We start from the raw sequence: 22,628 nt of genomic DNA, 5'->3' as shown, positions 1-22,628 counted from the left end.
TTCTAAATCGTTGTACGTGGTGGTCGATGTCTAACTAGATCTGCATCTGGCTCGACAGCGACGACCCGGCGTCGGAGTCGGCCGCGGTGTACTGCACGCCGGCGGTCTGGATGTTGGCGGAGATGTCAGCCAGCTCCTTGAGCTGCTGCGTCATGGCCTCGTCGAAGCGCGCCAGAGCGGCCTGCGCGGCCATACCCGCTTCCGGGGTCTTCATGTGCGCCGCGAGCTGGCCCGCTACCGCATCGACGTGGGTCTTCACGCCGGTCAGCTCGCCCGCGATGCGATCGAAATTTCCTGCCTCTGAGGCGAGGACTTCGGCATCTGTATTCATGCTCGTCATGCTGGATCACCTTTTCTGTTTCCTGTGTCCTCACCACGGGAATGGCGAGTCCTTGCCGACCCCCCTGGGCCGGAAAGCCTTGTGTGAAACGACAATTCACCAATCGTCGTCATCGTCGTCGAGGTCCTGTACCAGTACCCCAGGTGCTTTGAGGGCCTCCCTCGTCCCTCCGCCCTTCTCTGCTTTACTGCCGGGACCCATTCCGGCCCCCGCCCCGCCGGCACTGCTCACCGGCGCCTTTCCGGCGCCGGAAGCGCCCGCCGCCGCGCCGGTCTCCAACGAAGCGGTCGAGGCACCATCGGGGCCACCGACCAGCGAGGCCATCAGCGGCGTCCGCGGTGCGGAACCGCCCATGCCCGGCAGTGACGCTGCGCGCACCAGCCCCGCGCCCGATGTCGCGCCCGAACCACCCGCCAGCGGATGGTTGGAGAAAGGGCTGGCGCCCATGAGGCCGATCTGCGGCCCGTTGTTCTGACCGAAGCTGCTTCCCAGCTGACTGAAAATCTGTGTCGCCTGCTGCATCGGCTGGCTCAACTGCTGAACCGGCTGCGTGATGAGCTGACCGAGCTGCTGCGGAAGCTGCGCGACCTGCGAACCGACCTGCGACACCACCTGCATCATCATCTGCGAGCCCTGCTGGCCTTTGTCCTGCTGCTCGCTGGCACGCTGCGCCGCCGATTCCACCTTGGACGCCTGCCCCTGGGCACGTTGTCCCGCGAAATTCGCCTGCGCCGCAGCATTGCCCACCATCAACGCCGCATCTTCGATTGCCGACTGGCTGGCCACCTGCGAGATGACCAAATTGCGCGCCACCGCCTCCGAAACCCCCATCGCGGCTCGCGCGACGATGGCCGCTTCCGTTGCCTCGCCGACACCAGGCATCACGATGGGCTTTGGCGGCAGAATGGGTTCGAACAACGTGTTCATCGTGGTCTCGGCCTGATATGTCTCCATCACCGAGCCCGCCAGCGCCCACATTCGCGCGTAGTCCGCCTCGTTGAAGCCGATGGGCACCGTATTGATACCCAGGAAATTCGTGGCCTCGAGGACGCCGTGCGTGACGTGGTTCATCTCGATTTCCGGCAGCTGCGGAGTGGTGGCCAAAGCCAAGCTGTAAGACTCGGCCTGTGCCAACGCCTGCATCGCGCGCTTCTGTGCCTGCATGGCAGTGGTGTGTAGCCAGGTCACCATCGGTGTGGTGGCGGTGACGGCTCGTTCACTGCCCATACCGGACCAGTTCGCGCTCAGCTCCGCCAAGCTGGCGGCGAGCTCCACCGCCTGCGTCTCCAGGGCGACGGCCAACGCTTCCCACCCGGCGGCTGCTTGCAGCATCGGCGCAGGGCCTGCACCGGCCATGAGTCGGCCGGTGTTCATCTCCGGCGGGAATGCTCCATAGAACATCGCCGGCATGGCGGGAAGTGCCACCATAATTAGCTGTCCTCAGGCTCTGTGTGGGCTCGTCGCACGCGGTGGCTAGATCAGGGTCGCTGACGTGGCCACGTCGGTGGCCTCATACATGGCACCCGCCTCGACGTACGCGGCGCCGGCACGCGCCAGCTCTTCCTGCGCGAAGGCGTTGATGCCCATGACCTCGACGCCCTCGACGGCGAAGGCCATGGCGGCCTGCATCGACACCTCATCCGCACCGGCCGGAACCAGAGTGCTGGCCTCCGTCATGGTGGCAGTACCGGTCGCAACTCCACGGGCTCCGTTGGCGACAACCTGGGTGCCGACGCCAATTGCGCCCTCTTCGTGCTGCAAAGGCTGCATTTCATTTCTCCTTACCAAATTCAAGATCGCGGTATGGAATTGTGCGAACGGCACAGAAACGAATTGAAGATCCCCACGGAACCCCCGTTCCCCCTTTGCCGATCAGCGGGCGTTTAGCGTTGCTGAACGTCTGAAACAGATACTACCGAGGGTTTTGGGGGGTCACCTACACTTATTCCGCGGGAGGATCAACGTAGGCCGCCTGGATGACCTCCTTACCGTCCGGTGAGACCAAAAGTGCCTGGCCAGGGGGCCTACGGCGCAGTTTGAACTCACTCGACGGGAACTCCGATTTCTCGCCCGACAGGAACATCGTCGGCGTTCCGGCGCCATACGCCGTACCGACGAACTTGTCCATCGTGGAACGGTGCGCCTGGCTCATCTGACACGTCACGATGATGTGCAGCCCGATGTCCGCGGCGGCCGGCAATAGCGGTGCCAACGGCGCCATCGGCGACCCCATACCGCTCGCCGCGACGATCATGTGCCAGTCGTCGACCAGCAGCACCACGTCCGGACCGCTCCACCAGGAGCGGGTGCGCAACTGCGACGTCGTGAGGTCCGGCGGTGGCAACCGCTTCTTCAGGTTGACCGCCAGCGCCTTGATGGACTCCTCCAACGCGGCGATGTTGCGGTTGATCGCACCCGCCGCGAGCAGATGCGTCTCCGGCACCGCGTCGAGCAGGCCCGAGCGGAAGTCGGCCAACATGAACCGCACCTGATCGGGGCTGTTGCGCTTGCAGATCGCCTCCGCCACCGCATGCGCGATGGTGGTCTTGCCCGACTTCGGCGCACCGAAGATGAGCTGGTGTGGCGTGTTGTACATGTGGTTGTACGCCACCGAGAGGTCGGATTCGCGCACGCCCACCGGCACCGTCCAGCGGGTCCGGTAGTCGTTCTCCGGTCCCGGCGGGGTCGGATCGAGTTCGTTCAGGTAGATCCGCTCGGGCAGCACGCGAACCCGCGGAGCCATATCCGTGTGCAGCGACGCGATGTGGTCGACAGCCGCGGTGATGGCCGGCACGAGGTCGTCGGCGCTGTGCACCCCGTCCATCCGGGGCACGCCGATCATCAGGTGGTGCTTCTCCATCGACACCGCGCGGCCGGGGCGATTCGGCGGGATGTCCCGGGTGATGCGGTCGATCTGCGTCTCGTTGACATCACCGAGCCGGAACTCGACCTTGGTGCCCAGGTAGTCACGGACACGGGATTTCAGTTCCGTCCAGCGCGGCGTCGAGATGATGACGTGCACCCCGAACGCCAGGCCCTGACCGGCAAGGTCCTGCACCACCGGCTCCAGGTCCGGGAACTCACCGATGAATGCCGGCCAGCCGTCGATGATCAGGTAGACGTCACCGAACGGATCCTGCGACGCCGGATGATTCGGATCTTCACGCAACTGCCGATAACTGGCGATCGACCCGATACGAAGCTCTTTGAAGGTCAACTCCCGTTGCCGTAGAACGGCTTTCATTTCCGCGACGACGCGCTGCACCCGGTCCGGTTCGGAACGGGTGGCGACGCCGCCGACGTGCGGCAGGTCCTCGAGATACATCAGGCCACCACCGCCGAGGTCGACGCAGTAGAACTGCACCTGCCTGGGGGAGTGGGTCGCGGCCGCCGACAGCACCAGCGTCTGCAGGAAGGTCGACTTCCCGGTCTGCGGCGCACCGCCGACCGCGATGTTGCCACCGGCCGCCGACGTGTCGATACCCCACACTTCCTGCTTGTGGCGACGCGGCTCATCCATGATGCCCAGGCCGAACCGCAACGGGGCACGCTGGTCACGCTCCACCAGTTCATTGACCGGCAGTGGATCCAGCAGCGGCGGCAGCCACATCTTGTACGCCCGGCTCTCACCGGTCGTCAGCTGGTTCAGCACCACTTCACGCAGCGCGCGCTGCTCGGTATTCGTCATCGCCCGATCCCCGAATCTGCCATCGGCGCGGCGGTGAACGGCCGAATCCGGAAGTTGTTCTGCGCCACCACTCGTGGCGCGTCGTCACCGTCGTCGTTCTCCGCTGCCGTCGGCACATAGGTGCCGCCGGTGTAGATGCTCTTGAACTTGACCGGATCCTCCATGCCGACCCGGAGGAAGCCGACGCCGCTCTCCTTGTTGGTGATGTACTGCGCCTCGGGCGTACCGATCACCGCCTTGGATTCGGCGGAGCTGGTGGTACGCAACGCGATTCGGTACGTCAGGTTGGGCTCCAGTTTGTCGATGCGGGCGCCACCGGTGTTGAGTGACTGCGTCGCCAGCAGCAGGTGCACGCGCAGCGACCGGCCCACGCGGCAGATGCGGTCGAACAGTGCGATGAAGTCCGGGTGATTCTGCAGCAACTCCGCGAACTCGTCGACGACGACGAAAAGCGTTGGGAGCGGCGGCAGATCGGCCCCGCGCTCGCGGTACTTCTCGTACTCGGCGACGCCCGACAGCGCGCCGGCCGCGCCGACCTGCATACCGGCCTGTCGCAGGATGTTCTGCCGGCGGTCCAGTTCACCGGTGAGCACCTCACCCATACGACCGACGAGTTCGGCTTCCTCTTCCATGTTGGTGACAACGGCCGCCGTGTGCGGCAGCTTCTCCATACCGAGGAACGTCGAACCACCCTTGAAGTCGGTAAGCAGCAGGTTGATCTGATCCGGATGGTGCGTCGCAACCAGCGAAAGGATCAGCGTGCGAAGGAATTCCGATTTACCGGAACCCGTCGTACCGATCAGCATGCCGTGCGGACCGGCACCGAACTCGGCGCCTTCCTTGATGTCGAGATACATGATCTCGCCATTCTTGAGCTGGTGGCCGAACGGAATCCGCAACCGATCCTGATCCGTATCCGAGTACATCCGCCAACGTCGCGGCGTGACCTCCTCGACGCTGCGCGCGCCGACCAGGTGGTGCCACTCGCTCGACACCTTCTTCTGGACACGGGTGCCCTTGTCGATGATCGTGCCGGTGATGGACCATCCCGCAAGCTTGCGCGCCAACCGGCCCGCCGACGTCGGGGTCACCGAGTCGGTCACGGTGGTCACCTCACGCCAAGGCTGGGACGCCGTACGGTCCTCGCACGAGCCATCCGGATTCACCTTGATGCGGTAGCCCGACCGGTGGTTGCCCTTCGTTATGACGGTGACGCCGGCCCGGCCGTCGACCGGGAAGCCGGCCTTGCCGCCGGTCAGGTCGACCACCAGCACATAGGGACCGGAAGGCGGCGCGTCGGCGCTGTGCGGACCACGCGCCGTCAGGTCGGCCAACCCGTCGGGCTTGGTGAATACCAGGCGCTTGGGTCCGGCGTCGTCGAACTCGGTCTGGCTCTGCACATGTGGCAGCCACTTGAGCCACGCCCAGTCGGGATCGTCGAGATCCTCCATCAACACCCGGATCTGCAGCAGGTCCGGCGGATGGAAGACCGCCAGGTGGCAGATCATGGCGGCGAGCAGACCGCGCGACCCTTCCGGATCACCACCGATCGCGATGGTCGGGTAGCTCTTGAGGATCACCAGCTTCGGGCAGTCGTGCACGAGACCGTGGGTGCGCAGGAACTTCGTCACCCACATGTGGCTGACCGGTTCCAGGTGAGCCTGGGGTGCGGCCATCGGGCCCGCCAGGTCCGACCCGATGTTCGGCTTGAGCAGCCGGTCGACCGCCGCCTGCGCGCCGATACCGATGCGGGCGCCCATGAAGAAATCGGCGTTGTTGCCGCTGACACTGCGGGACCACTGTCGTTGTGTCCCGACGATGGACAGCAGGTCCTCGGGATGCGGTGCGTGGTAACTGAAGAACGTGACCTGAGCGTCGGCAGACGATGTCACGCGCGTCCGCAGGCCGGCCAGGTACCGCAGATACTCCTTGCGATCCTCGTTGATCTCCGGCACCTTCTTGCCGCCGCCACCGCCGCTGGCCATGTAGCCGACGGTGCCCATGATCATCATCAGCGGCATCATCAGCATGTACGGCGACAGCTGGCGGACGCCGGTGAAGATCATGATCGCGATCATTCCGAGCATGCCGCCACCCATGACATACGGCATCGCCTTCTGCATGCCGGACGCGGGGATTTCGATGCCCAGGTCGTCGGGCGGCGTCAAGTTGATCTCGCCCGGCGTCAGACGCGGGCCGCGCTTCATCGACGGGGTGAATTTCTTGGTCGTCATGACGCACCTCCCGGATGCGGCTGAGCCGCGGCCTCGTCGTTGCCGCCACCCACCCTCCGCGGTTTCGGATCCGCCGGCAGCGTGTCGTGTTCGAGCAACGCCGCCTCCTTCGACAGGACCGGGCCTTCCATCAGCAGGCCGACCACCTGCCACGGCGCCGTGGTGGCGCCGCTGAGGCCGAGGGCCTTGGCCGTGTCGTCATTGGCTATCCCGTACCGGACGCCTTGGGCGTCGACGTAGTACCGGGCCTCGCCGTAGCGCGGGTCGGGCGACTGCAGCCGGATGTACTGCCCACCGTCGATGTAGACGGTGGCGTCGCCGCTGATCTGCTTGATGCCGTTGCCCATCGAGCTCGCCGGGATGGGCAGGTGCCGGCCGACGATCACGGTGGTCTTGGCACCCTGGTCACCGGCTTCGCGCTGCCACGACCAGCACACCGTCGGATCGTCCTGCGGCAGCAGCATCGTCATGGGCTTGGCGGGCAGCGGTGAAGTGTAGGTCTGCTCGGGGATCTTCGCGACGACACTGGATTCCACCGACGGCGGCGAGATCAGGCCGTACGAGTTCGTGGCCCGCAGCGCGGCCGCCGTGGTGTCGTTGACCTTCGCGACGCCGTCCGGCAGCACGACGTACTGCTGCTTGCTGTTGTCGGTGATGGTCTGGAACACCGTGCCGTTCACGAGATTCGGCGGCAGGCCGACGGTGTTGGGCGCCCCCGCGGCCGGGATCGGGGCCAAGGCCCAGGGCCCGACGTTCGGCAGTGCGTTGAACAGGCCCGACGAGATGGGCGCCGACTTCGAGCCGACCGGGATTCCCACGGCGGAGGTCAGGGCACGATCGGCCAGGTCGATCGAATGCCGACCGTCCTTGGTGATGAGCCAGGTCTTGTCCTGGTACTTGACCAGCACGCCCTGGTCCGGACGGATGGGGCCGACGCCGCCGCCCAGGACAACGGGTTCGACGAGCACCGACGTCTCGACGGTCGGGGTGACGCTCTCGGGCTTGGTGACGGTGTCGCACACCGACCACGTACCGGAGGTGCCGTTGACCGCCGTCGCGTAGGGCGCACCGGGAATGCCGATCGGTTGGCCCTTCGGCATCTTCGCCAGCTCGGCCGGCTTGACCACTTGCGGCTCGCCGGTGTGGCCGAGGACCAGCCGCGCCGAGGTGAGGTTGTACACCGGACGGATCTGCTGCGTCCCGGGCATGACGACGTACAGCTGGTTGGTGCTGCGGTCGACGAGCAGCGCATCCTCGCCCCGCTTGCCCTGAGGTTTGAAGTAGGCCAGCATCGCCGCACCGAGGCAGACGATGACCGCGACGACGATGCCCGCCGACACCGATCGGCTGTAGAACTGCAACGGGTCGTCGAACATGCGGGTGTCGCGCCGCACGATGGCGTGCTCGACCCGACGGAGCAGGAAGCGCCAGCCGCTGACCTGAACCTTGGTGGTGAGCCGGAAATCTGCCATCGGTTATTCGCCGATGTTCAGTCGCCGGTGCACCCCGCTGATCGCGGAAGCCATGTCGTCGCCCGTGATCTCGCCCAGCGCTTCGACGCTGAGGCTCTCGATGTCCATCGACCGGGCGAGTCGCATGTCGCGGGCCTGCTCGCCGGCTTCGACCAGCTGGCGCGCGTAGCGGCCGTTACCCGCGATGTCGATGGCCGGCTTGCCGTTGAGCTCGTGCTGATACAACGTCGTCGCCGCTTCCAGGACGTGTTTGGCCGCTTCGTCGTCGATCGCCGAATCGTTGCTCTTGGCAATGACTTTCGCGATCTCGACGATCTCTTCGGGCGAGTACGACTCGAACTCGATGCGGGTGGCGAACCGGGACCGGAGACCGTCGTTGGCTTCCAGCAGCCGGTCGATGTCCGAGCTGTAGCCGGCGATGATGACGACCAGTCGGTCGCGGTCGTTCTCCATGCGGGCCAGCAGGGTGTCGATGGCCTCCGAACCGAAGGCGTCGCCGCCCTGCAGCCCGTCCTGGATCAGCGTGTAGGCCTCGTCGATGAACAGCACGCCGCCGAGGGCCCGGTCGATGACCTTCGACGTCTTCACGGCGGTGTGGCCGAGGTACTCACCGACGAAGTCCTTGCGGGACGTCTCGACCAGCTTGGGTTCGGCGATGACGCCGAGGCCGGCCAGGATGTTCGCGACCACCCGGGCGATGGTGGTCTTACCGGTTCCCGGCGGCCCGGTGAAGATCATGTGCTTGGACTGCTGCGCGACCTTCATGCCGCGCGCGGCCCGGATTTTCGCCATTTGCGTTGCGGCGCGGTAGGTCTCGATCTGTTCTTTGACCTTGGCCAGGCCGATCTGCCGGTCGAGTTCGGCCTGCGCGTCGCTGAGCATCTTGTCGCGCGCCGAGGTGTCCGCCACGACGCTGTTCGGATCCCACTTGTCCGACCGGGCGGCGATCTTCTCCGGCGTGGTGGTCTGCAGCCGGTAGTTCGGATCACGAAGCGCCTCAGCGACTTTCGGTTCGGGGAAGTTGGCCTGCAGCCACTCCAGCAGGCGCCGGGCGCCCTCTTCGTTGCCCTGATCCCGGAAGGTCATGGCCAGGTACCAGGCGATCGGCCGGCCGCACGCCGTACCGGCCGGCGACTCGTTGGCCTCGGTCAGCTTGTCCTTGGCCTCGGTGAACAGTCCGAGGTTGGCCGCAGCGACGCCGCGCGCCACGCCCGCCGCGCCGGCCAGGAAGGCGTCCGGCCAGCTCTCCGAACCGCGGAGCACCTCCATGACGTCGGTCCAGCGCTGGCCACCGGTGTAGATGACGGCCTTGACCCACGCCACCAGATGCTCCGAACCACCGACCGCCGCGCTCTCGACGGCCTCCAGCGCATCGGCGTAGTTGCCTTCGGCGGCCTCGTTGACGGCGAACGCCAGCGTGAGCGCCAGGGGCGAGTTCACCGGGTAGGTGATGTCGCCGAGCTCTCCGCCGATCCGCACGCGCGCGTTGACCTGAGCCAGTGACACCTCGGCCTGCCCGGCGAGCATGCCGAGGTTGCCGCGCGAGTACCAGGCGCGGAACAGCGTGGTCCGGTCGGCGTCACCGCACCGGATGCGCCCGATCCACGCGTCACACGCGGTGTCGTCGACCGAGGTGATCTCGGTGAACAGCTGCATCGAGCGCGCCGGCGCGGTGTCCAGCATGCCGACGGCGTTGTTGAACATGGCGGCGAGTTGGTCACTCATTGGCGTCTACTTCCCCTGAATATCTGGTGGCAAAGATGTGGGCGCGGGTCGCGGCGGCGTCTTCCGGCGACGGGAGGTCGAGACTGCGGGACAGGAAATCCTTGGCCTCGGCGCGGTCGTGGCCCAGGTCCCGGAGTCCCGAGTACATGACGTCGTACTGCGCCGACCTGCCATCCTGGCGGGCCAGGCCGGCGATCACGAGAACTTCCTCCGCCAGTTCGACTTCCGTCATGTTGGTGACGCCCGGGGCGAGCCGGACCCGGTGGATCCGGCCGTCCATGAGGGCCGTGACCGTCACCGTCTGAGGCGGGTTCGTGACCGTGTACCCGAACTGGGACGGTTCGTCATCGCGGTCCGGCACGTCGTCCTCGGCGCCCCCGGCATCGGAGGTGACCACATCGTCGTCGGCGTAGAGGTAGTCGAGAGCGCCGCCGAGGTCGTCGTCCGAGCCGTCGTCCGGATCATCGCCCGACGGCTCGTCATCGAACCCGTCATCATGGTGGGCCGCCAACGTCAGTCCTGGTAGTCGTCGCCGGCGGCGCCCGCAGCGGGCGTGTCGAACCAGGACCGCGACGGCAGGAACTCCAACAGCCCTTGCAGGGCGCGTTCCAGGTTCTCGTCGGTGCCGGCGAGGAAGCTGCCGTACAGCTCGCCGCTGACCTTCCGCGGCAGGGAGACGATGCGGCCCAGCCGGGAGTCGAGGACACCGGCAGCCACGTCGGCCTGGCTGTACGTGCCGCCGGCGTGCCGCTCGTTGGCGGTGAGCTCGACCCACGAATCGGGGTTGGCGATGAGTTCGGAGTAGGTCCGCGCCGAGCTCAGGCTGATGCCGAACTGGGTGAGCTGGTCGGGCGTGCGGGCGTCGGTGAGACGGCTGGTCGACGCGGTGAGGGGCTCGACGTTCGCGGGGTTGGCCGATCCGAGCACGGCATTGACCATGCCGGCCAGGCCCACCTGCGGGGCGACCCGCTGCACGACCAGCATCTCGCCGTCGCGGGCCGCGACCACGTGCCGTTCGCCCTTGCGACAGACCACGAACCGCAGCATCTTCCCGCCGACATCGCGGCGCCACCAACGGCCCTCGATCGTGCGGTCGGCGCGGCTGAGGGTGTCGACCATCGCGGCCACTTCCGGATGCGGGTTCCCGTAGATGTCGAGTACGCCCTGCGCCGACAGATCGCGGCGCACCTGCTCCCAGACGATGTCCCGCAGGTCCAGTTGCGGGATGTTGGGCCGGATGCCGAGGCTCGTCGGAAAATCCATGAGACCGAGCTTGTCGGCGATGACCAGCATGCCGTCGATGGTGACCTCGACCGCGATGACGTCGTCGATGCCGCCCGAGGCGGTGCCGGCGGCGGTGTACGGGCCGGTCACGACAACCACCCCGACGACATAGCCGAACCAGACGACCCGGCATCACGCCCGGCGCATGTGTCCACCCGCTGCATCTCGGCTCTACCCCCTGTTCCCGGCGCCAGGCGCCGGGCATCGCTGTCCTCCGTGACCATCTTGGTACGCCACCTGACGGACGGCAGGCCGATGGCCAAACTCCTACGCGAGTCACGGCATCTGACCTGCGCGGGCGGCCCCACACCACCCCCACAGCGCTTCCCCACAACCCGCATCGAGCCTACCAGCGGGTCCGCCGCCGGATCCGCACCAATTCGCCGGCGCCGCCCGCCCCGCCGACACGGCCGCCGTATCGCGAAAAACGTTGGCGGACAAGCTGATCAGCGGTGCCACCGCAGTTGCACCCGAACCGCCCATCGAACGGGCGGCGACGCGATTGGGCCCGGCCATCCCGCCGTCGACGCCGGCGTGGTCGATACTGGGATGGCATCCGCGTCTTGGCACCTGCGTCGAGCGAACTTCAGGAGAGAAAGCGCGTATTCGGTGACTGACCACTTCGAACCGCAGCCGGGCCCCCCGGAAAGCGCTTTCGCCGGACATCCCGTCAACACGCCGCCGGCCTGGCCGCGCGTGAATCCGGCAGCGCACAACACCGGTATGCAGCACACGGAACCGCTGCAGCGCAGGACCGGCTACCCACCACAGCCCGGCCCGGTCCAGCCCGGACCGCCACCACAGCAGCCGTGGCCCCACGGTCCCCAGGGTCAGTTCGTGCCGCCAGGGTCGTACGCCGATGCCATCCGCCGCGACGACCTGCTCCGGACCCGCAAGCCCGAGCCCGGTCGCGGCTGGCGCAAGACGTTGTTCAAGGCGACGTTCGGGCTGGTCAACCTGGGTCCGTCACCCGACGAGATCCAGGAGGCGCAGCAGATCAACCGGATCCGGTCGGCGCTGTCGGGCCATTACAAGGTCGGCGTGATGGGCAAGCGTGGCGTCGGCAAGACGACGGTGTCGGCCTCGATCGGGTCGCTGTTCGCCGAGCTCCGGCAGGAGGATCGGGTGGTGGCCGTCGATGCCGACACCGCGTTCGGCAAGCTCGGCAGCCGCGTCGACCCCAAGGCCCTGAGCTCGTACTGGGAGTTGGCTTCCGACCAGCACCTGGAGAGTTTCGCCGACATCCGCAACCGCGTCGGCAGCAACGCCGCCGGGCTGTTCGTGCTGGCCGGCGAGGCGAGCCCAGCCCGCCGGAGGGTGCTGGATCCCGCCGTCTACCGGGAGGCCGCGTCCCGGCTGGACCGCCATTTCACCATCTCGATCATCGACTGCAGTTCCACCATGGACAGCCCCGTCACGCAGGAGGTGCTGCGGGATCTGGACGCGCTCATCGTGGTGTCGTCACCGTGGGTCGACGGTGCCGGCGCCGCGGGGCAGACGCTCGACTGGCTGGCGGCACACGGCCTCAATGGCCTGCTGCAGCGAACCGTGGTGGTACTCAACGATTCCGACGGTCACGCCGACAAACGCACGCGTTCGGTGCTGGCCCAGCAGTTCGCTGGGCAGGGACAGGCCGTCGTCGAGGTGCCGTTCGACGGGCACCTGCGGCCGGGCGGCGTCATCGCCGGCACGCGGGAGATGGCACCGGCGACGCGGCGCAAGTTCATCGAGATCGCCGCCGCGCTCGCGGCGAACTTCCCGACCAGTGACGACCGGCATCGCGAGCGATCCTGACGCCTGGGGTGGCTAGACGAGCTGCACTAGCAGCTTTTCGACCAATTCCTTGTCCTGGTCGGACACCGCCGCTTCGGCCTCGGCACCCACCACGACAGACTCCGGGACCCCGGCCGCAAGCGCCGTCTCCTGAATGGTCAGATTGGCACCGCGGCGGGCTGCGTACAGCCGCTGTCCGAGCGTCGCGGTAGGCGCTTTCGCGCCGAGCAACGTCAGTTCGTCGATCCGGGCGCGCACCAGTCCCAATGCCTTGATCAGCGGCGGCGACACCGGCCCGAGCCGGGCGGCGCTGGCGGCGACGGCTTCGAGTTGCCGCAGGTCGGACAGGATCTGCGTGACCCACGGCGTGAATTCGGAATCCTCGATCGCCGGCAGGGCATCGGCCGTGGCGCCCAACGTGTTCACCGCCGCGACGACGGCCTGCGCGATCAGCGGCACCTCGCCGGCGTTGGTCAACGGCGGGGCAGGAGCGGCCTGCACCTGGGGCACGGCCGGCATCTGCGTAGGGACCGGCTCGCCGCTACGGATCCGTGCGATGGTTCCCGGTGGCCACTGCAACACCTCTTCGAGGCGCAAGCGCGTTCTCTCCCGCGGCCAGCTCCGGCCTTTCTCGAAGGAGATCAGCGCTCCGGCGTTGATGATGCCGTCGGCTGCCAGACTGCGCTGGCTGATGTCCAGTTCACGGCGCCGAGCGGCAGCGGCCGCGCCGGCGCGCTCCATTCCGGGATCGACTGCGGGCAGGGCGATGTATTCGGTGACGTCATCGGGATCGATGTTCGGCACCCGATGTCACCTCCATCCCTTGCGGCCCGCGCTCAACACGAAATCCGGAGCACCGTCGGCAGCCCGATACAGCTTAGCCCGTTCAGTCCCGCATAACTATTGCGTTGACAGTCACTGAACCGTATCGGTGTGGCGCCAAGCGCTTCAGTTAGACCGTACACCCTCCCCAAACACCGACTTTCACCAATGTTATTCCGGACCATTCGGATGATTTGGGTCTCGTTACAGCCCGCTGACCTGCGATTATTCGTAACGCTACGGTTTAACTGTTGCGTTACTGCAGTCTGGTGCTATAGATTCTTCTCAACCGCGACGGAACAGTCGCAGCGCAACAACAAAGGAGTACTCCGATGACCGCAATTGCCATGGACGGCCTGCCGCTCGGCGAGTGCACCCGGAGCCCGGAGCAGTGGACGACGATCGCCAGCGAAGAGGCGAAGAGCCTCTGCCGCCAGTGCCCGCGCCGCTGGGCCTGCGCGCGTGACGCCGTCGAACTGCCCCGTGCCGAAGGGCTCTGGGCCGGCATCGTCATCCCGGCCGAAGAGGGCCGCGGCCGGACGTTCGCGCTGAAGCAGCTGCGATCCCTGGCCGAAGCCAATGGCTACCCGGTCCGCCGCCAGCGCCGCATCTTCCTCGAAGTCGCGTAGTACCCGCTGCCCACGCTGCCGTTTGAGGGGGCGGCAGCGCGGGCAGCGGTTTTACGCACGAGGGTTACCGTGGCTCGTATGGCCACTGTGAGCACCACCGACAAGACCGGAGCACCCACCACCGTCACCGCCGAAGACGGACGATTCACCATCGCCGTCGAGGGCAAGACGGTCGGGCTGATCGACTACATCGACCGCGACGGCCGACGCATCTTCCCGCACACCGAAGTTCAGCCCGAGTACGGCGGCCGCGGGCTGGCGACGATCCTTGTCGCCGAGGCACTGGACGCGACCCGCGCCGCCGGGCTGCGCATCGTCCCGGCGTGCTCGATGGTCAGCGGATACATCGACAAGCATCCGGAGTACGCGCCGCTGGTCGACCCGGCCTGAGTGGTTTGGGCGCGCTCCGTATCGGAGAGTGATACGGGGCGCGCCGAGATCACTGCCGGTCCAGGTACTGCGCGGTCGAGCCGCTGATCGGCATGTCCGGCATGCCCAGCTTGCGGTGGTCCCAGCTGCGCATGCGGCTCGGCACCACGCGGACCGCGACGCGGTTGTTCATCATCTGGTCGACGAACGGGCGCACCTCGTCGGTGTAGGGACCGGTGTAGCGCTCCCACACGCTGATCCCGACACGCAGGCACGTGTCGGGATCGTCGACGATCTCGGCGGTGCCGTCGATCGACACGCCGCGCAGGGTGCCGTAGGTGTCACCGTCCTCGATCATCACGGTGATGGTCGGGTCGCGGCGCAGGTTGACGGCCTTCTGCGACTTGGCCTTGGTCTCGAACCAGATTTCGCCGTCGAGCACGGCGTACCACATGGCCACCAGGTGCGGCCGGCCGTCAGCCAGGACGGTGGCCATGGTCGCGGTCCGGCTGCGATCGATGAACTCGACGATCTCGTCGTCGGTCATGACGATCTTCTTGCGCTCGTTCTGTCCCACGCTCTATGCCTATCAGGCCCCGCCGGTCGGCGTTTACTCGCCCCGCAGCGCCGCGATCGCCGGGCCGAACATCGTCGACTTGATGGCGGCCATGGTCTGGGAATCCTTGCCCGCCACCGGAATCACGAGCTCCACCGCGGCGGGGACCACCGCGTCCTCGGCCGCGGCGAGTTCCACGAGCCCGTACTTGGCGGCGTCGTCACCGCCGAAACGCCGGCCGGTGGTCATCGACGCGATGGCCGCCTGCGGCGTCAGCTTGGCCTGGATCAGTGCGGCCATGCCGGGGGTGAAGGGAATCCGGATGTCGACCTCGGGGAAACAGAAGAACCCGCGGTCGGAGCGCATGGTCCGGTAGTCGTGCGCCATCGCCAGCATGGCGCCGGCGCCGAAGGCGTGCCCGTTGACCGCGGCCGCCGTCGGGATCGGCAGGGTCAGCACGCGCGCGAACAGCGCATGGACCCGCCCGACGTACGACTGCATCTGGTCGCCGTGCGCCATCAGCCAGTCGAGATCCAGCCCGTTGGAGTAGAACTTCCCGGCGCCGGTCGTTACCAGAGCCTGAGCGCCACCCGCGACGAGATCGTCGATGGCGCCGTTGATGTCGTCGAGGAAACCGAGCGAAAAGCGGTTCTCGTCGTCGCCGAGGTTCAGGATGGCGATCTTGTCCTGGTAGGTGACAGTGATGGTCATGGTTGTTTCCTCCTGGTTGGGGTGGGTTCGGCGGCAAGGACGGCACGCACGGCTGCGGCCAGCCGATCACGCGCCCAGCTGTTGCTGATCCTGTTGCGGGACAAGATGATTGCGGTCGGCAGGTCGACGATGCAGACCGTGATGGCATCGACCGCCGCGCCGTCGCGCCGGTCCCACAGACGCGATGACAGCCGGACCATCAGGTCGATCAGCTGACGGTCGAGGTCTTGGAGTTCGGCTGCCAGGGGCGCCGGTAGGTCGGGGCCCAGCAGCTGGTCGCGCTGCACCCGCCACACCAGTTGGGCCGACTGCCGCTGACGTTCGTAGAACACCGCGGGTGCTTGGGCGGCGGCGACGACGGCGTCCACGGGGTCTGCTGCGATGTCAGCGAGCGCGGCGTCGACCAATTCCGTTTGTACATCGAGGAATCGGCGTGCGGCGCGCAGCCACGTGCGGGCGACGAGCTCGGTTCGCGAACCGAAGTTGTGATAGATCGCGCCGTTGGAGACGCCCGCCGCGGCCGCCACCGAACGGGTGGTGACACCGGCCGGCCCGGCCTCGACGGCCACCGATTCGGCGGCGTCGAGCACCGAGTCGAGGTCATACACACGAGGCCGGGGCACCGGCACACCATAACAGAGCAATCGCTCCGTTACTGCGCAGCGGGGGCGCGGCCCGTTACGGCGGATAGATCTGCTTGATGGTCCCGTCGGCATTGACCTGCATGTATCCGGTCCCCGGCGCCGTGGAGTGGATCGCCAGACCCAGACCGCCGCCCTCTTCACCCTCGATGATGAGGTACATCTGCGAGCCGGGCTCCGCGCCCAGTTGCGGCGGCGCGCCGGCCATGGTGGCCGCCACGGCCTGGGCGTTGATGGCGCTTAGGTCGGCCAGCACATCGAACGAACTGGTGGAGGTGTCCGAGCCCCACTTGTTCCAGCTGCCGCCGCGGTACATGAAGCTCTGGTCGACGTGCTTGTTCGTGGGAGAGACGCGATCCATGATCGCGTAATCCGGGTAGACCACCAGCTTGAATCCCATGGCGTCCCCGAACTTCGCCTTGATGGTCCCGATCAGGTCGGTCAGACCGTCAGCAGTCTGCAGCTGGCTCGGTCCCGCCGGCGTCGACGCGGCGGTCGACGCCGGCGTGGACATGCCACCGGTCGGGTACGCGCCCGTCCCGCCGGTGCCGGTGGGCCGCGACGGAAACAGTTGTGCGCTGGGGTCATTGGTTGCCTGAGGCTGGTCGCCCGAACCGCTGTCGGACCACATCACATAGGCCACGCCGGCGCCCCCGAGGATCACCACCGTGACCAACGCCGCGACGATCACCACCGCCGAGTTGCGCCACCATGACTGTGCGGGTTGGGCATTCGTCATCTGGGGCGGCGACCACTGCGCGGACCCGGCACCCGGACCGTGTGCCGGGGTCGCGTACTGCGTGTGCGCGTGCGCGGGGTAGGACTCGGGGCCGGTCGTGGGGTACGGGACCGCCGGCGCGGCCCACGCCGGCGGCGGTGTCTGCTGAGCGGGTTGCGCATTCTGCGCCGGCCCGGTCAGCGCGGCGCGGGCGGCGCCGGCCAGGTCTTTGGTTGTGGCGTAACGCAGTTCGGGATCTTTGGCCATGCCGGTGGCGATGACCTGATCCATGTATGCGGTAATCCCCGGCCGCATGGTCGACGGCCGTGGCGGATCCGAGTAGAGGTGGCTGGTGATCTGCCGCTCCATGCTGTCGCCCGGAAATGGCGGGCCGCCGGTGAGACATTCGTGCAGTACGCACGTCAGCGCATAGATGTCGGACCGCGCGTCGCACCGGTCGCTGGTGAAGCGTTCGGGCGCCATGTATGCGACGGTGCCGATGGTGGCGCCGGTGTGGGTCAGTTTCGTCTCGCCGGCGGCGCGGGCGATGCCGAAGTCGATGAGGTATGCGAAATCGTCTGGCGTGACCAGGATGTTGGCGGGTTTCACGTCGCGGTGCACCAGCCCGACACCGTGCGCGGCGCCGAGCGCGGCAGCGATCTGCTCGACGATCGAGACGGCGCGCTCGGGTGCCAGCGGGCCGTCGGCCAACAGCTGCTGAACGGTCTTGCCGTCGATCAGCCGCATCGTCACGAACAGCCGGTCGTCGATCTCACCGAAATCGTGGATCGGCACGATGTGCGGTTCATCGAGCCCGGCCGCGGCGTGGGCCTCCCGGCGGAAACGCACCTGGTACTGCTCGTCGTCGGCGAAGGTCGGCGGCAGCACCTTCATCGCGACGACGCGCTTCATGGTGGTGTCGTAGGCCTTCCACACCTCACCCATGCCGCCACGACCGAGCAGCTCAATCAGCCGGTACCGGCCGAACGGTGTCCCTTCCACCGGCTAACCATAAGACAGGCATGACCGCCGTACCCGGCTGATGCGTGGTTACGCACGCACCCTGCGGCGATAGGTGACCTTGTCGAATTCCCGGCCGTGTTCGTCGACCGCGGTCACGTCCATCTCGCTCAGCAGCTGCCCGGGCCGGACGTCGACGCGGATGAAGGCGTAATTGCGGAAACGCACCCGCGACCAGCCGACTGCCTCCGCCTTCTTCTTGCCGTCCGCAGTCCACACATAGCTGTTCGGAACGAAGGTGTCGGGCGCTTCGTGGCCGCGGTAGCTCTCGGGCTCGCCCGGCTGGAAGCCGTACCGTGGCCGGCCGGCGCAGCCCACGGTGTAGTACACGGTGCCGTCGGTTTCCGCGTCGACGGTCGAGTTGTCCCCGGCGACCTTGGTGGGGCGGTCGCCGCGGATCGGGTCCGTGCGTTCGTACACGTGGTTGTGTCCCTGCAGCACGAGATCGACCTGATAACGGTCGAACAGCTCGCACCAGGCCGCCCGCACGCCACCGTCGCTGGCGTGCGAGTCGGTGGTCGAGTACGCGCAGTGATGGAAGAAGCAGACGATGAAATCGATGTTGGGGTCGGCGCGGTAGGCCGCCAGGGTGCGCTCGACCCAGGAGTTCTGGGTTCCGTCGGAATAGCCGGTGTTGGAACGGATTTCGAAGCTGACATCGTTGGCGTCGAGCGACAGCACCGCGACGTTGCCGTACGTGAACGAATAGACCGACGGGCAGGCCGCCGGGCCGTTGTCCGGAAAGTCCATGCGCGCCAGGTGACCGCCGTAGCCGTGACTCGGATACGAGGCCTCCATGTCGTGGTTACCGGTCGCGAACATCCACGGCGTGCTCGCCGCGCTGGCCTCGATCGAGCCCAGATAGACGTCCCAGACGAACGGGTTGTACTTGTCGAAGCCGTTGGCGACCTTGCCCCCGGACGGCACGAACGACAGCGGCCGGCCGCCGCCGGACGGGTCGGCGTATGCGATATCCCCGGCCAGCAAATGGAATTCGGGGTTCGACGCGACGATCTGGCTGAACACGTTGGCCGTGTGCGGGACGTCCGGCTCGTTGTCCGGCTTGTAGTAGCTGTCGTCGTAGTCGCCGCGCTTGAGCCCCGCAGGTTGGCGGGGCACCTCATCGGTGCCCTGGTCGCCCATCATCGTGAACCGAAACGGCGCCAACGACTTTCGCACACTGGGCAGCGCCGTCTTGGCCGACCGCACGTCGCTGACGAAACCGTCCTCGGTGCGCCACCGGTAGAAATGCGCGCTGCCACCGGGCAGCCCGTCGACCGGCACATGGGCGTAGAACTGCTCGGCCGCCAGGACACCACGGTCGCTGGTCGGGATCTGGGTGACGAGGTTGCGCACCTCGGCTTCGATGGTCGCGCCCAACTGATCGGTGGGCCCGTGGTCGACGAACACCCTGGTGCTACCGGGGTTTCGCGACAACTGCGCGGCCAGCCGCAGCTGGCTGTCGGCGTCACCGCCGAAGCCGACCCGGCGGTTGGCGACGCTCAGCGGCGCGTCCTGCGCGTAGGCGCGGCGCCCGAACGGCGCCAGGCCCAGGGCCGCCACCGCCGCGGCGGCCGCCGACCCGCGCAGGAAATTCCGCCGCGATACCCGGTGCCGGCGCAGGTACTGCTGGTGCCAGTCGTACTGCTCGGCGATGGTCATGGTCGTCGACAAGTTGTCGGGGATGCCCGTGTCCGGGATTTCGTCGGCAGCGGTCAGTCGGGTCGGACGCACCAGTCGATCGTGGCTCAGCCCGGAGCGTCTGGCGAGTCCGACACCGGAATCACGGCCGAAGTTCAGCCGGGGTTCACGGAATCGCGATCAACGACGCCGGGGCGCCGTACCGCTGTGGCCAGTCCTGCCATGCGACGTCCGTCGGGCCGACGGCCTGCTCCGATACCGTCCACTCGCCGCCGTGTTGGTTCAACAGCGCCGCGTAGGCCCGCGAGACGAACCCTTCGGCGGCGCCGTCGGCAAGCGGTGTCCCGCGGAAGTCGAACTGCCGGCCGTCGGCGCCGCGGATACCGCCGTATACGAACGCCCACGGCCCGGAGACGTTGATGGCCTCGACCGCGAGCGTTGCGGGCTTGCCGAGTTCGGCCCTCAGCGCCGCGACGGCCGGCGCCACGATGGCCGCTCCAGTCGGCGAACCCGGGTCGACGCCCGGGTCCGCCCCGGCCCGCGCGGCACCGATCAGGATCGACAGCGACACCGTCAGCAGCACCACGACCACTCGCCGGAACATGCGGTGACGGTATCGAGGTCAGCACGAGTACGCCATACGCTGAAGCCATGGATCGCGGGTGCCAGGACACCTCACGTGGATCCGCGCGACCGACCCGAAATGACACTTTTTGTGATCTGAAAAGTCTTGGGCTGTCCCGAACTCTTTCTCAGCAACGCCTCAGTTGGCGGCGGCACGGTGGAGACATCAAGCGCGAGCACGCCTGTCTTACCGACGTTTCGAGAAAGTAGTCAACGCCAATGAGACACCCGTCAGAACAGCCGACCCCCGACAACCAGCACCTCTGGTCGCGGCAGTACGCCGCTGAGCAGGAGAAACTGGTCCAGTGGAGCAATGACCGCTACCAGCGTCCCCACGCATCGGACGCGCACACCCAACCGATTCGGACTCCGTACCTGGCGCCGCAGCAGTATCCCGCCGCACCCGTTCCGCCGGCGCCAGCTAAGCGCTCGCGTTCCGGGCTGCTGGCTTTCGGTGTCGCCGCGGTAGCCATCGCGGCGGGCGCAGCCGGCACCATGGCCGCGGTCGATCACTACGGCAGCGTGGCGTCGTCGGCGCAGGTTCCGCTCGCCACCGGTATTCAGAACCGTACGCTGCCAACGGCTTCCGCACCCGCCCCAGCGGCGCCGGCCGGCTCCGTCGAGGCGGTGTCGGCGAAGGTGTTGCCGAGCGTCGTGAAACTGCAGGTGCAGACCGGCCAGCAGGGCGGCGAGGGTTCCGGCATCGTCCTCACCGCGGATGGCCTCATTCTGACCAACAACCATGTCATCGCAGAGGCCAATCAGTCTGCTGCCGAACAGGATTCGCTGCCCAGCGGGCTGAGCCCGAGTGGCCGGCTGCCCCGCGGCATGATGGGCGGCGGCCAGACCAAGGCGACCGTCACGCTGGCGGACGGCCGCACCGTGCCCTTCGCGGTCGTGGGCGCGGACCCGGCCGACGACATCGCTGTTGTGAAGGCGCAGGGCGTGTCCGACCTGACCCCGATCAGCATCGGCTCCTCCAAGGACCTGCGCGTCGGACAGAACGTGGTGGCCATCGGCTCGCCGCTGGGCCTGCAGGGCACCGTGACCACCGGCATCATCAGTTCGTTGAACCGTCCGGTGAGCACCGGTGACGAGCAGACCGGCCAGCAGTCGGTGATGAGCGCCATCCAGACCGACGCCGCGATCAATCCCGGCAACTCCGGTGGCGCGCTGGTCGATATGAACGGCAATCTGATCGGGGTGAACTCAGCGATCGCCTCGCTGGGTGGTGGTCCGGAATCCGGTGGCTCCCAGCCGGGCTCGATCGGCCTCGGCTTCGCCATCCCGGTCGACCAGGCCAAGCGCATTGCCGACCAACTGATCTCGACCGGCACGGTGCAGCACGCCTCGCTGGGCGTCAAGCTGGCCGCCAACAACAGCGCCCAGGGCGCGGCCGTGGCCGGCGTCGTCGCCGACGGTCCCGCCGCCGCGGCCGGCCTGGACAAGGGCGCCGTGATCACCAAGGTCGACAACCAGCCGATCGACAGTCCCGAAGCGCTCGTCGCGGCCATCCGGTCCAAGGCGCCCGGTGACAACGTCACCGTGACCTACGCCGACCCCTCCGGAGCGGAGCGCTCCGTGCAGGTGACCTTGGGACAGACGGAGGCCTAGACCGCCCGCACGTCCTGTCCCGCAATCCCTGTGAGGGTTGTGTACGCCGAACCCGAGATACGCGTACACAACCCTCACAGGCGTTTCCGGGCATCGCCGCGCCAACCGGATTCCAATCGCGCCGTCCTACCCTCTCCGTGTCGACATCTCCGGAGGGGCCATGCGCGTCGAGTACATCGTGGCGCTGATCGCCGTGATCGTGATCGTGGATATCGCCGTCCTCATTGCGCTGCTGCGCAAGCACCGCGCCCGGACCGCGCCCGCCCATCCGGCGACCACCGGCGCAACGGAACTCGGCACCACCGACGTACCCAAGACATCCGCGGCGCCCGTCCTGGCGAAGGCGTTCCTTGCCGTCGGGCTGTCGTTGGCCGTCGCGGCCGGTGTCTGCGCGGCGATTGTCGCCCAATCGAATTCGTCAGACAGGCACGCTGACGGGACTGTCGTCGAGCTGGTGCCCAGCGGCGGCGGCAGCAGCCCGCGCTACCGGGCGCGTGTCGAATTCGCCACCTCCACGGGAACCCACGTCCGCTTTCTCAGTTCGATCAGCAGCAATCCGCCTCCCGCCAAGCTGGGCGAACACGTCGACGTCCGGTACGACCCCGACGACCCGCACGACGCCACCATCGACAGCTATTGGCAGGTGTGGTTCCTGCCGACCCTGCTCGCCATCATCGGCGCCCCGTTCCTGCTGGTGGGCGCCGGATTCGGGATCGTGAGCCGGGCCGGCCGTCGCCGCGGGCCGGAACGCCTCTGAACTGGCCGGA

21 protein-coding genes are annotated in these 22,628 nt (G+C 67.3%); 5 read left to right on the top strand and 16 right to left on the bottom strand.

Translation table 11 applies throughout. The annotated features are described in order from the left end of the window. Positions 1–34 precede the first annotated feature (34 nt). The 9 genes from ACJEIK_RS00385 to ACJEIK_RS00345 form a co-directional block, all read right to left on the bottom strand. The gene (locus ACJEIK_RS00385; RefSeq protein WP_061000007.1) at positions 35–340 is read right to left on the bottom strand and encodes a WXG100 family type VII secretion target; all 306 of its coding nucleotides are present in this window, start codon (positions 338–340) and stop codon (positions 35–37) included. A gap of 96 nt (positions 341–436) precedes the next feature. Beyond that, a complete protein-coding gene (locus tag ACJEIK_RS00380; RefSeq protein WP_409431777.1) occupies positions 437–1,741 on the bottom strand; it encodes a PPE family protein in 1,305 nt (434 codons plus the stop codon). A gap of 72 nt (positions 1,742–1,813) precedes the next feature. Continuing rightward, the gene (locus tag ACJEIK_RS00375; RefSeq protein WP_061000009.1) at positions 1,814–2,110 is read right to left on the bottom strand and encodes a PE family protein; all 297 of its coding nucleotides are present in this window, start codon (positions 2,108–2,110) and stop codon (positions 1,814–1,816) included. A 172-nt stretch (positions 2,111–2,282) separates the two neighbouring features. After that, positions 2,283–4,028 carry a type VII secretion protein EccCb gene (gene eccCb, locus ACJEIK_RS00370; RefSeq protein ID WP_064858597.1) on the bottom strand — a complete coding sequence of 582 codons (1,746 nt, stop codon included), beginning with the start codon at positions 4,026–4,028 and terminating at the stop codon, positions 2,283–2,285. Next, entirely contained in the window at positions 4,025–6,262 is a 2,238-nt protein-coding gene (gene eccCa, locus ACJEIK_RS00365; protein ID WP_409430844.1) for a type VII secretion protein EccCa, read from the bottom strand. The genes eccCb and eccCa overlap by 4 nt, the downstream gene beginning before the upstream one ends. Beyond that, a complete protein-coding gene (gene eccB, locus ACJEIK_RS00360) occupies positions 6,259–7,734 on the bottom strand; it encodes a type VII secretion protein EccB (protein WP_133425722.1) in 1,476 nt (491 codons plus the stop codon). Before eccB ends, eccCa begins: the two co-directional genes overlap by 4 nt. A gap of 3 nt (positions 7,735–7,737) precedes the next feature. Continuing rightward, on the bottom strand, positions 7,738–9,459 hold the full coding sequence (gene eccA, locus ACJEIK_RS00355; protein WP_061000020.1) for a type VII secretion AAA-ATPase EccA: 1,722 nt from the start codon (positions 9,457–9,459) through the stop codon (positions 7,738–7,740). Then, the gene (locus ACJEIK_RS00350; RefSeq protein WP_409430843.1) at positions 9,452–9,970 is read right to left on the bottom strand and encodes a YbaB/EbfC family DNA-binding protein; all 519 of its coding nucleotides are present in this window, start codon (positions 9,968–9,970) and stop codon (positions 9,452–9,454) included. Before ACJEIK_RS00350 ends, eccA begins: the two co-directional genes overlap by 8 nt. Positions 9,971–9,972: 2 nt before the next feature. Further along, positions 9,973–10,833 (bottom strand): ESX secretion-associated protein EspG, encoded by an 861-nt coding sequence (locus tag ACJEIK_RS00345; protein ID WP_138247555.1) that lies wholly within the window; start codon positions 10,831–10,833, stop codon positions 9,973–9,975. A 519-nt stretch (positions 10,834–11,352) separates the two neighbouring features. Here ACJEIK_RS00345 and ACJEIK_RS00340 point away from each other — a divergent pair. Continuing rightward, positions 11,353–12,537: a MinD/ParA family protein gene (locus ACJEIK_RS00340; RefSeq protein WP_082762263.1), complete on the top strand. Its 1,185-nt coding sequence runs from the start codon at positions 11,353–11,355 to the stop codon at positions 12,535–12,537. A 12-nt stretch (positions 12,538–12,549) separates the two neighbouring features. On the opposite strand, the gene ACJEIK_RS00335 is transcribed toward ACJEIK_RS00340, so the two are convergent. Next, on the bottom strand, positions 12,550–13,320 hold the full coding sequence (locus ACJEIK_RS00335) for a transcriptional regulator (RefSeq protein ID WP_409430842.1): 771 nt from the start codon (positions 13,318–13,320) through the stop codon (positions 12,550–12,552). 350 nt (positions 13,321–13,670) lie between these two features. On the opposite strand from ACJEIK_RS00335, the gene ACJEIK_RS00330 reads away from it, so the two are divergent. Continuing rightward, complete coding sequence (locus ACJEIK_RS00330; RefSeq protein WP_029104857.1) at positions 13,671–13,967, top strand: WhiB family transcriptional regulator; 297 nt, start codon at positions 13,671–13,673, stop codon at positions 13,965–13,967. Positions 13,968–14,045: 78 nt separating this feature from the next. Continuing rightward, a complete protein-coding gene (locus ACJEIK_RS00325; RefSeq protein WP_061010601.1) occupies positions 14,046–14,357 on the top strand; it encodes a GNAT family N-acetyltransferase in 312 nt (103 codons plus the stop codon). A 49-nt stretch (positions 14,358–14,406) separates the two neighbouring features. On the opposite strand, the gene ACJEIK_RS00320 is transcribed toward ACJEIK_RS00325, so the two are convergent. The 6 genes from ACJEIK_RS00320 to ACJEIK_RS00295 form a co-directional block, all read right to left on the bottom strand. Continuing rightward, the gene (locus ACJEIK_RS00320) at positions 14,407–14,913 is read right to left on the bottom strand and encodes a pyridoxamine 5'-phosphate oxidase family protein (protein ID WP_409430841.1); all 507 of its coding nucleotides are present in this window, start codon (positions 14,911–14,913) and stop codon (positions 14,407–14,409) included. A gap of 33 nt (positions 14,914–14,946) precedes the next feature. After that, positions 14,947–15,603 (bottom strand): enoyl-CoA hydratase-related protein, encoded by a 657-nt coding sequence (locus ACJEIK_RS00315; RefSeq protein WP_135357136.1) that lies wholly within the window; start codon positions 15,601–15,603, stop codon positions 14,947–14,949. Then, on the bottom strand, positions 15,600–16,226 hold the full coding sequence (locus ACJEIK_RS00310) for a TetR/AcrR family transcriptional regulator (protein WP_135357135.1): 627 nt from the start codon (positions 16,224–16,226) through the stop codon (positions 15,600–15,602). Before ACJEIK_RS00310 ends, ACJEIK_RS00315 begins: the two co-directional genes overlap by 4 nt. Before the next feature lie 55 nt (positions 16,227–16,281). Next, positions 16,282–17,964 carry a serine/threonine-protein kinase gene (locus ACJEIK_RS00305; RefSeq protein ID WP_409430840.1) on the bottom strand — a complete coding sequence of 561 codons (1,683 nt, stop codon included), beginning with the start codon at positions 17,962–17,964 and terminating at the stop codon, positions 16,282–16,284. Positions 17,965–18,012: 48 nt separating this feature from the next. After that, a complete protein-coding gene (locus ACJEIK_RS00300; RefSeq protein ID WP_234789627.1) occupies positions 18,013–19,644 on the bottom strand; it encodes a metallophosphoesterase in 1,632 nt (543 codons plus the stop codon). 145 nt (positions 19,645–19,789) lie between these two features. Further along, complete coding sequence (locus ACJEIK_RS00295) at positions 19,790–20,227, bottom strand: hypothetical protein (protein WP_064858601.1); 438 nt, start codon at positions 20,225–20,227, stop codon at positions 19,790–19,792. A 464-nt stretch (positions 20,228–20,691) separates the two neighbouring features. On the opposite strand from ACJEIK_RS00295, the gene ACJEIK_RS00290 reads away from it, so the two are divergent. Both ACJEIK_RS00290 and ACJEIK_RS00285 read left to right on the top strand, forming a co-directional pair. Further along, a complete protein-coding gene (locus tag ACJEIK_RS00290) occupies positions 20,692–21,861 on the top strand; it encodes a S1C family serine protease (RefSeq protein ID WP_064858625.1) in 1,170 nt (389 codons plus the stop codon). A gap of 160 nt (positions 21,862–22,021) precedes the next feature. Then, the gene (locus tag ACJEIK_RS00285) at positions 22,022–22,618 is read left to right on the top strand and encodes a DUF3592 domain-containing protein (protein WP_061000033.1); all 597 of its coding nucleotides are present in this window, start codon (positions 22,022–22,024) and stop codon (positions 22,616–22,618) included. Positions 22,619–22,628 lie beyond the last annotated feature (10 nt).

Origin of the sequence: Mycobacterium sp. SMC-16, from assembly GCF_046250085.1 — a bacterium.
In the GTDB taxonomy this organism is placed as follows: Bacteria; Actinomycetota; Actinomycetes; order Mycobacteriales; family Mycobacteriaceae; genus Mycobacterium; species Mycobacterium phocaicum.
This window is presented reverse-complemented; position numbering and strand designations above follow the sequence as displayed.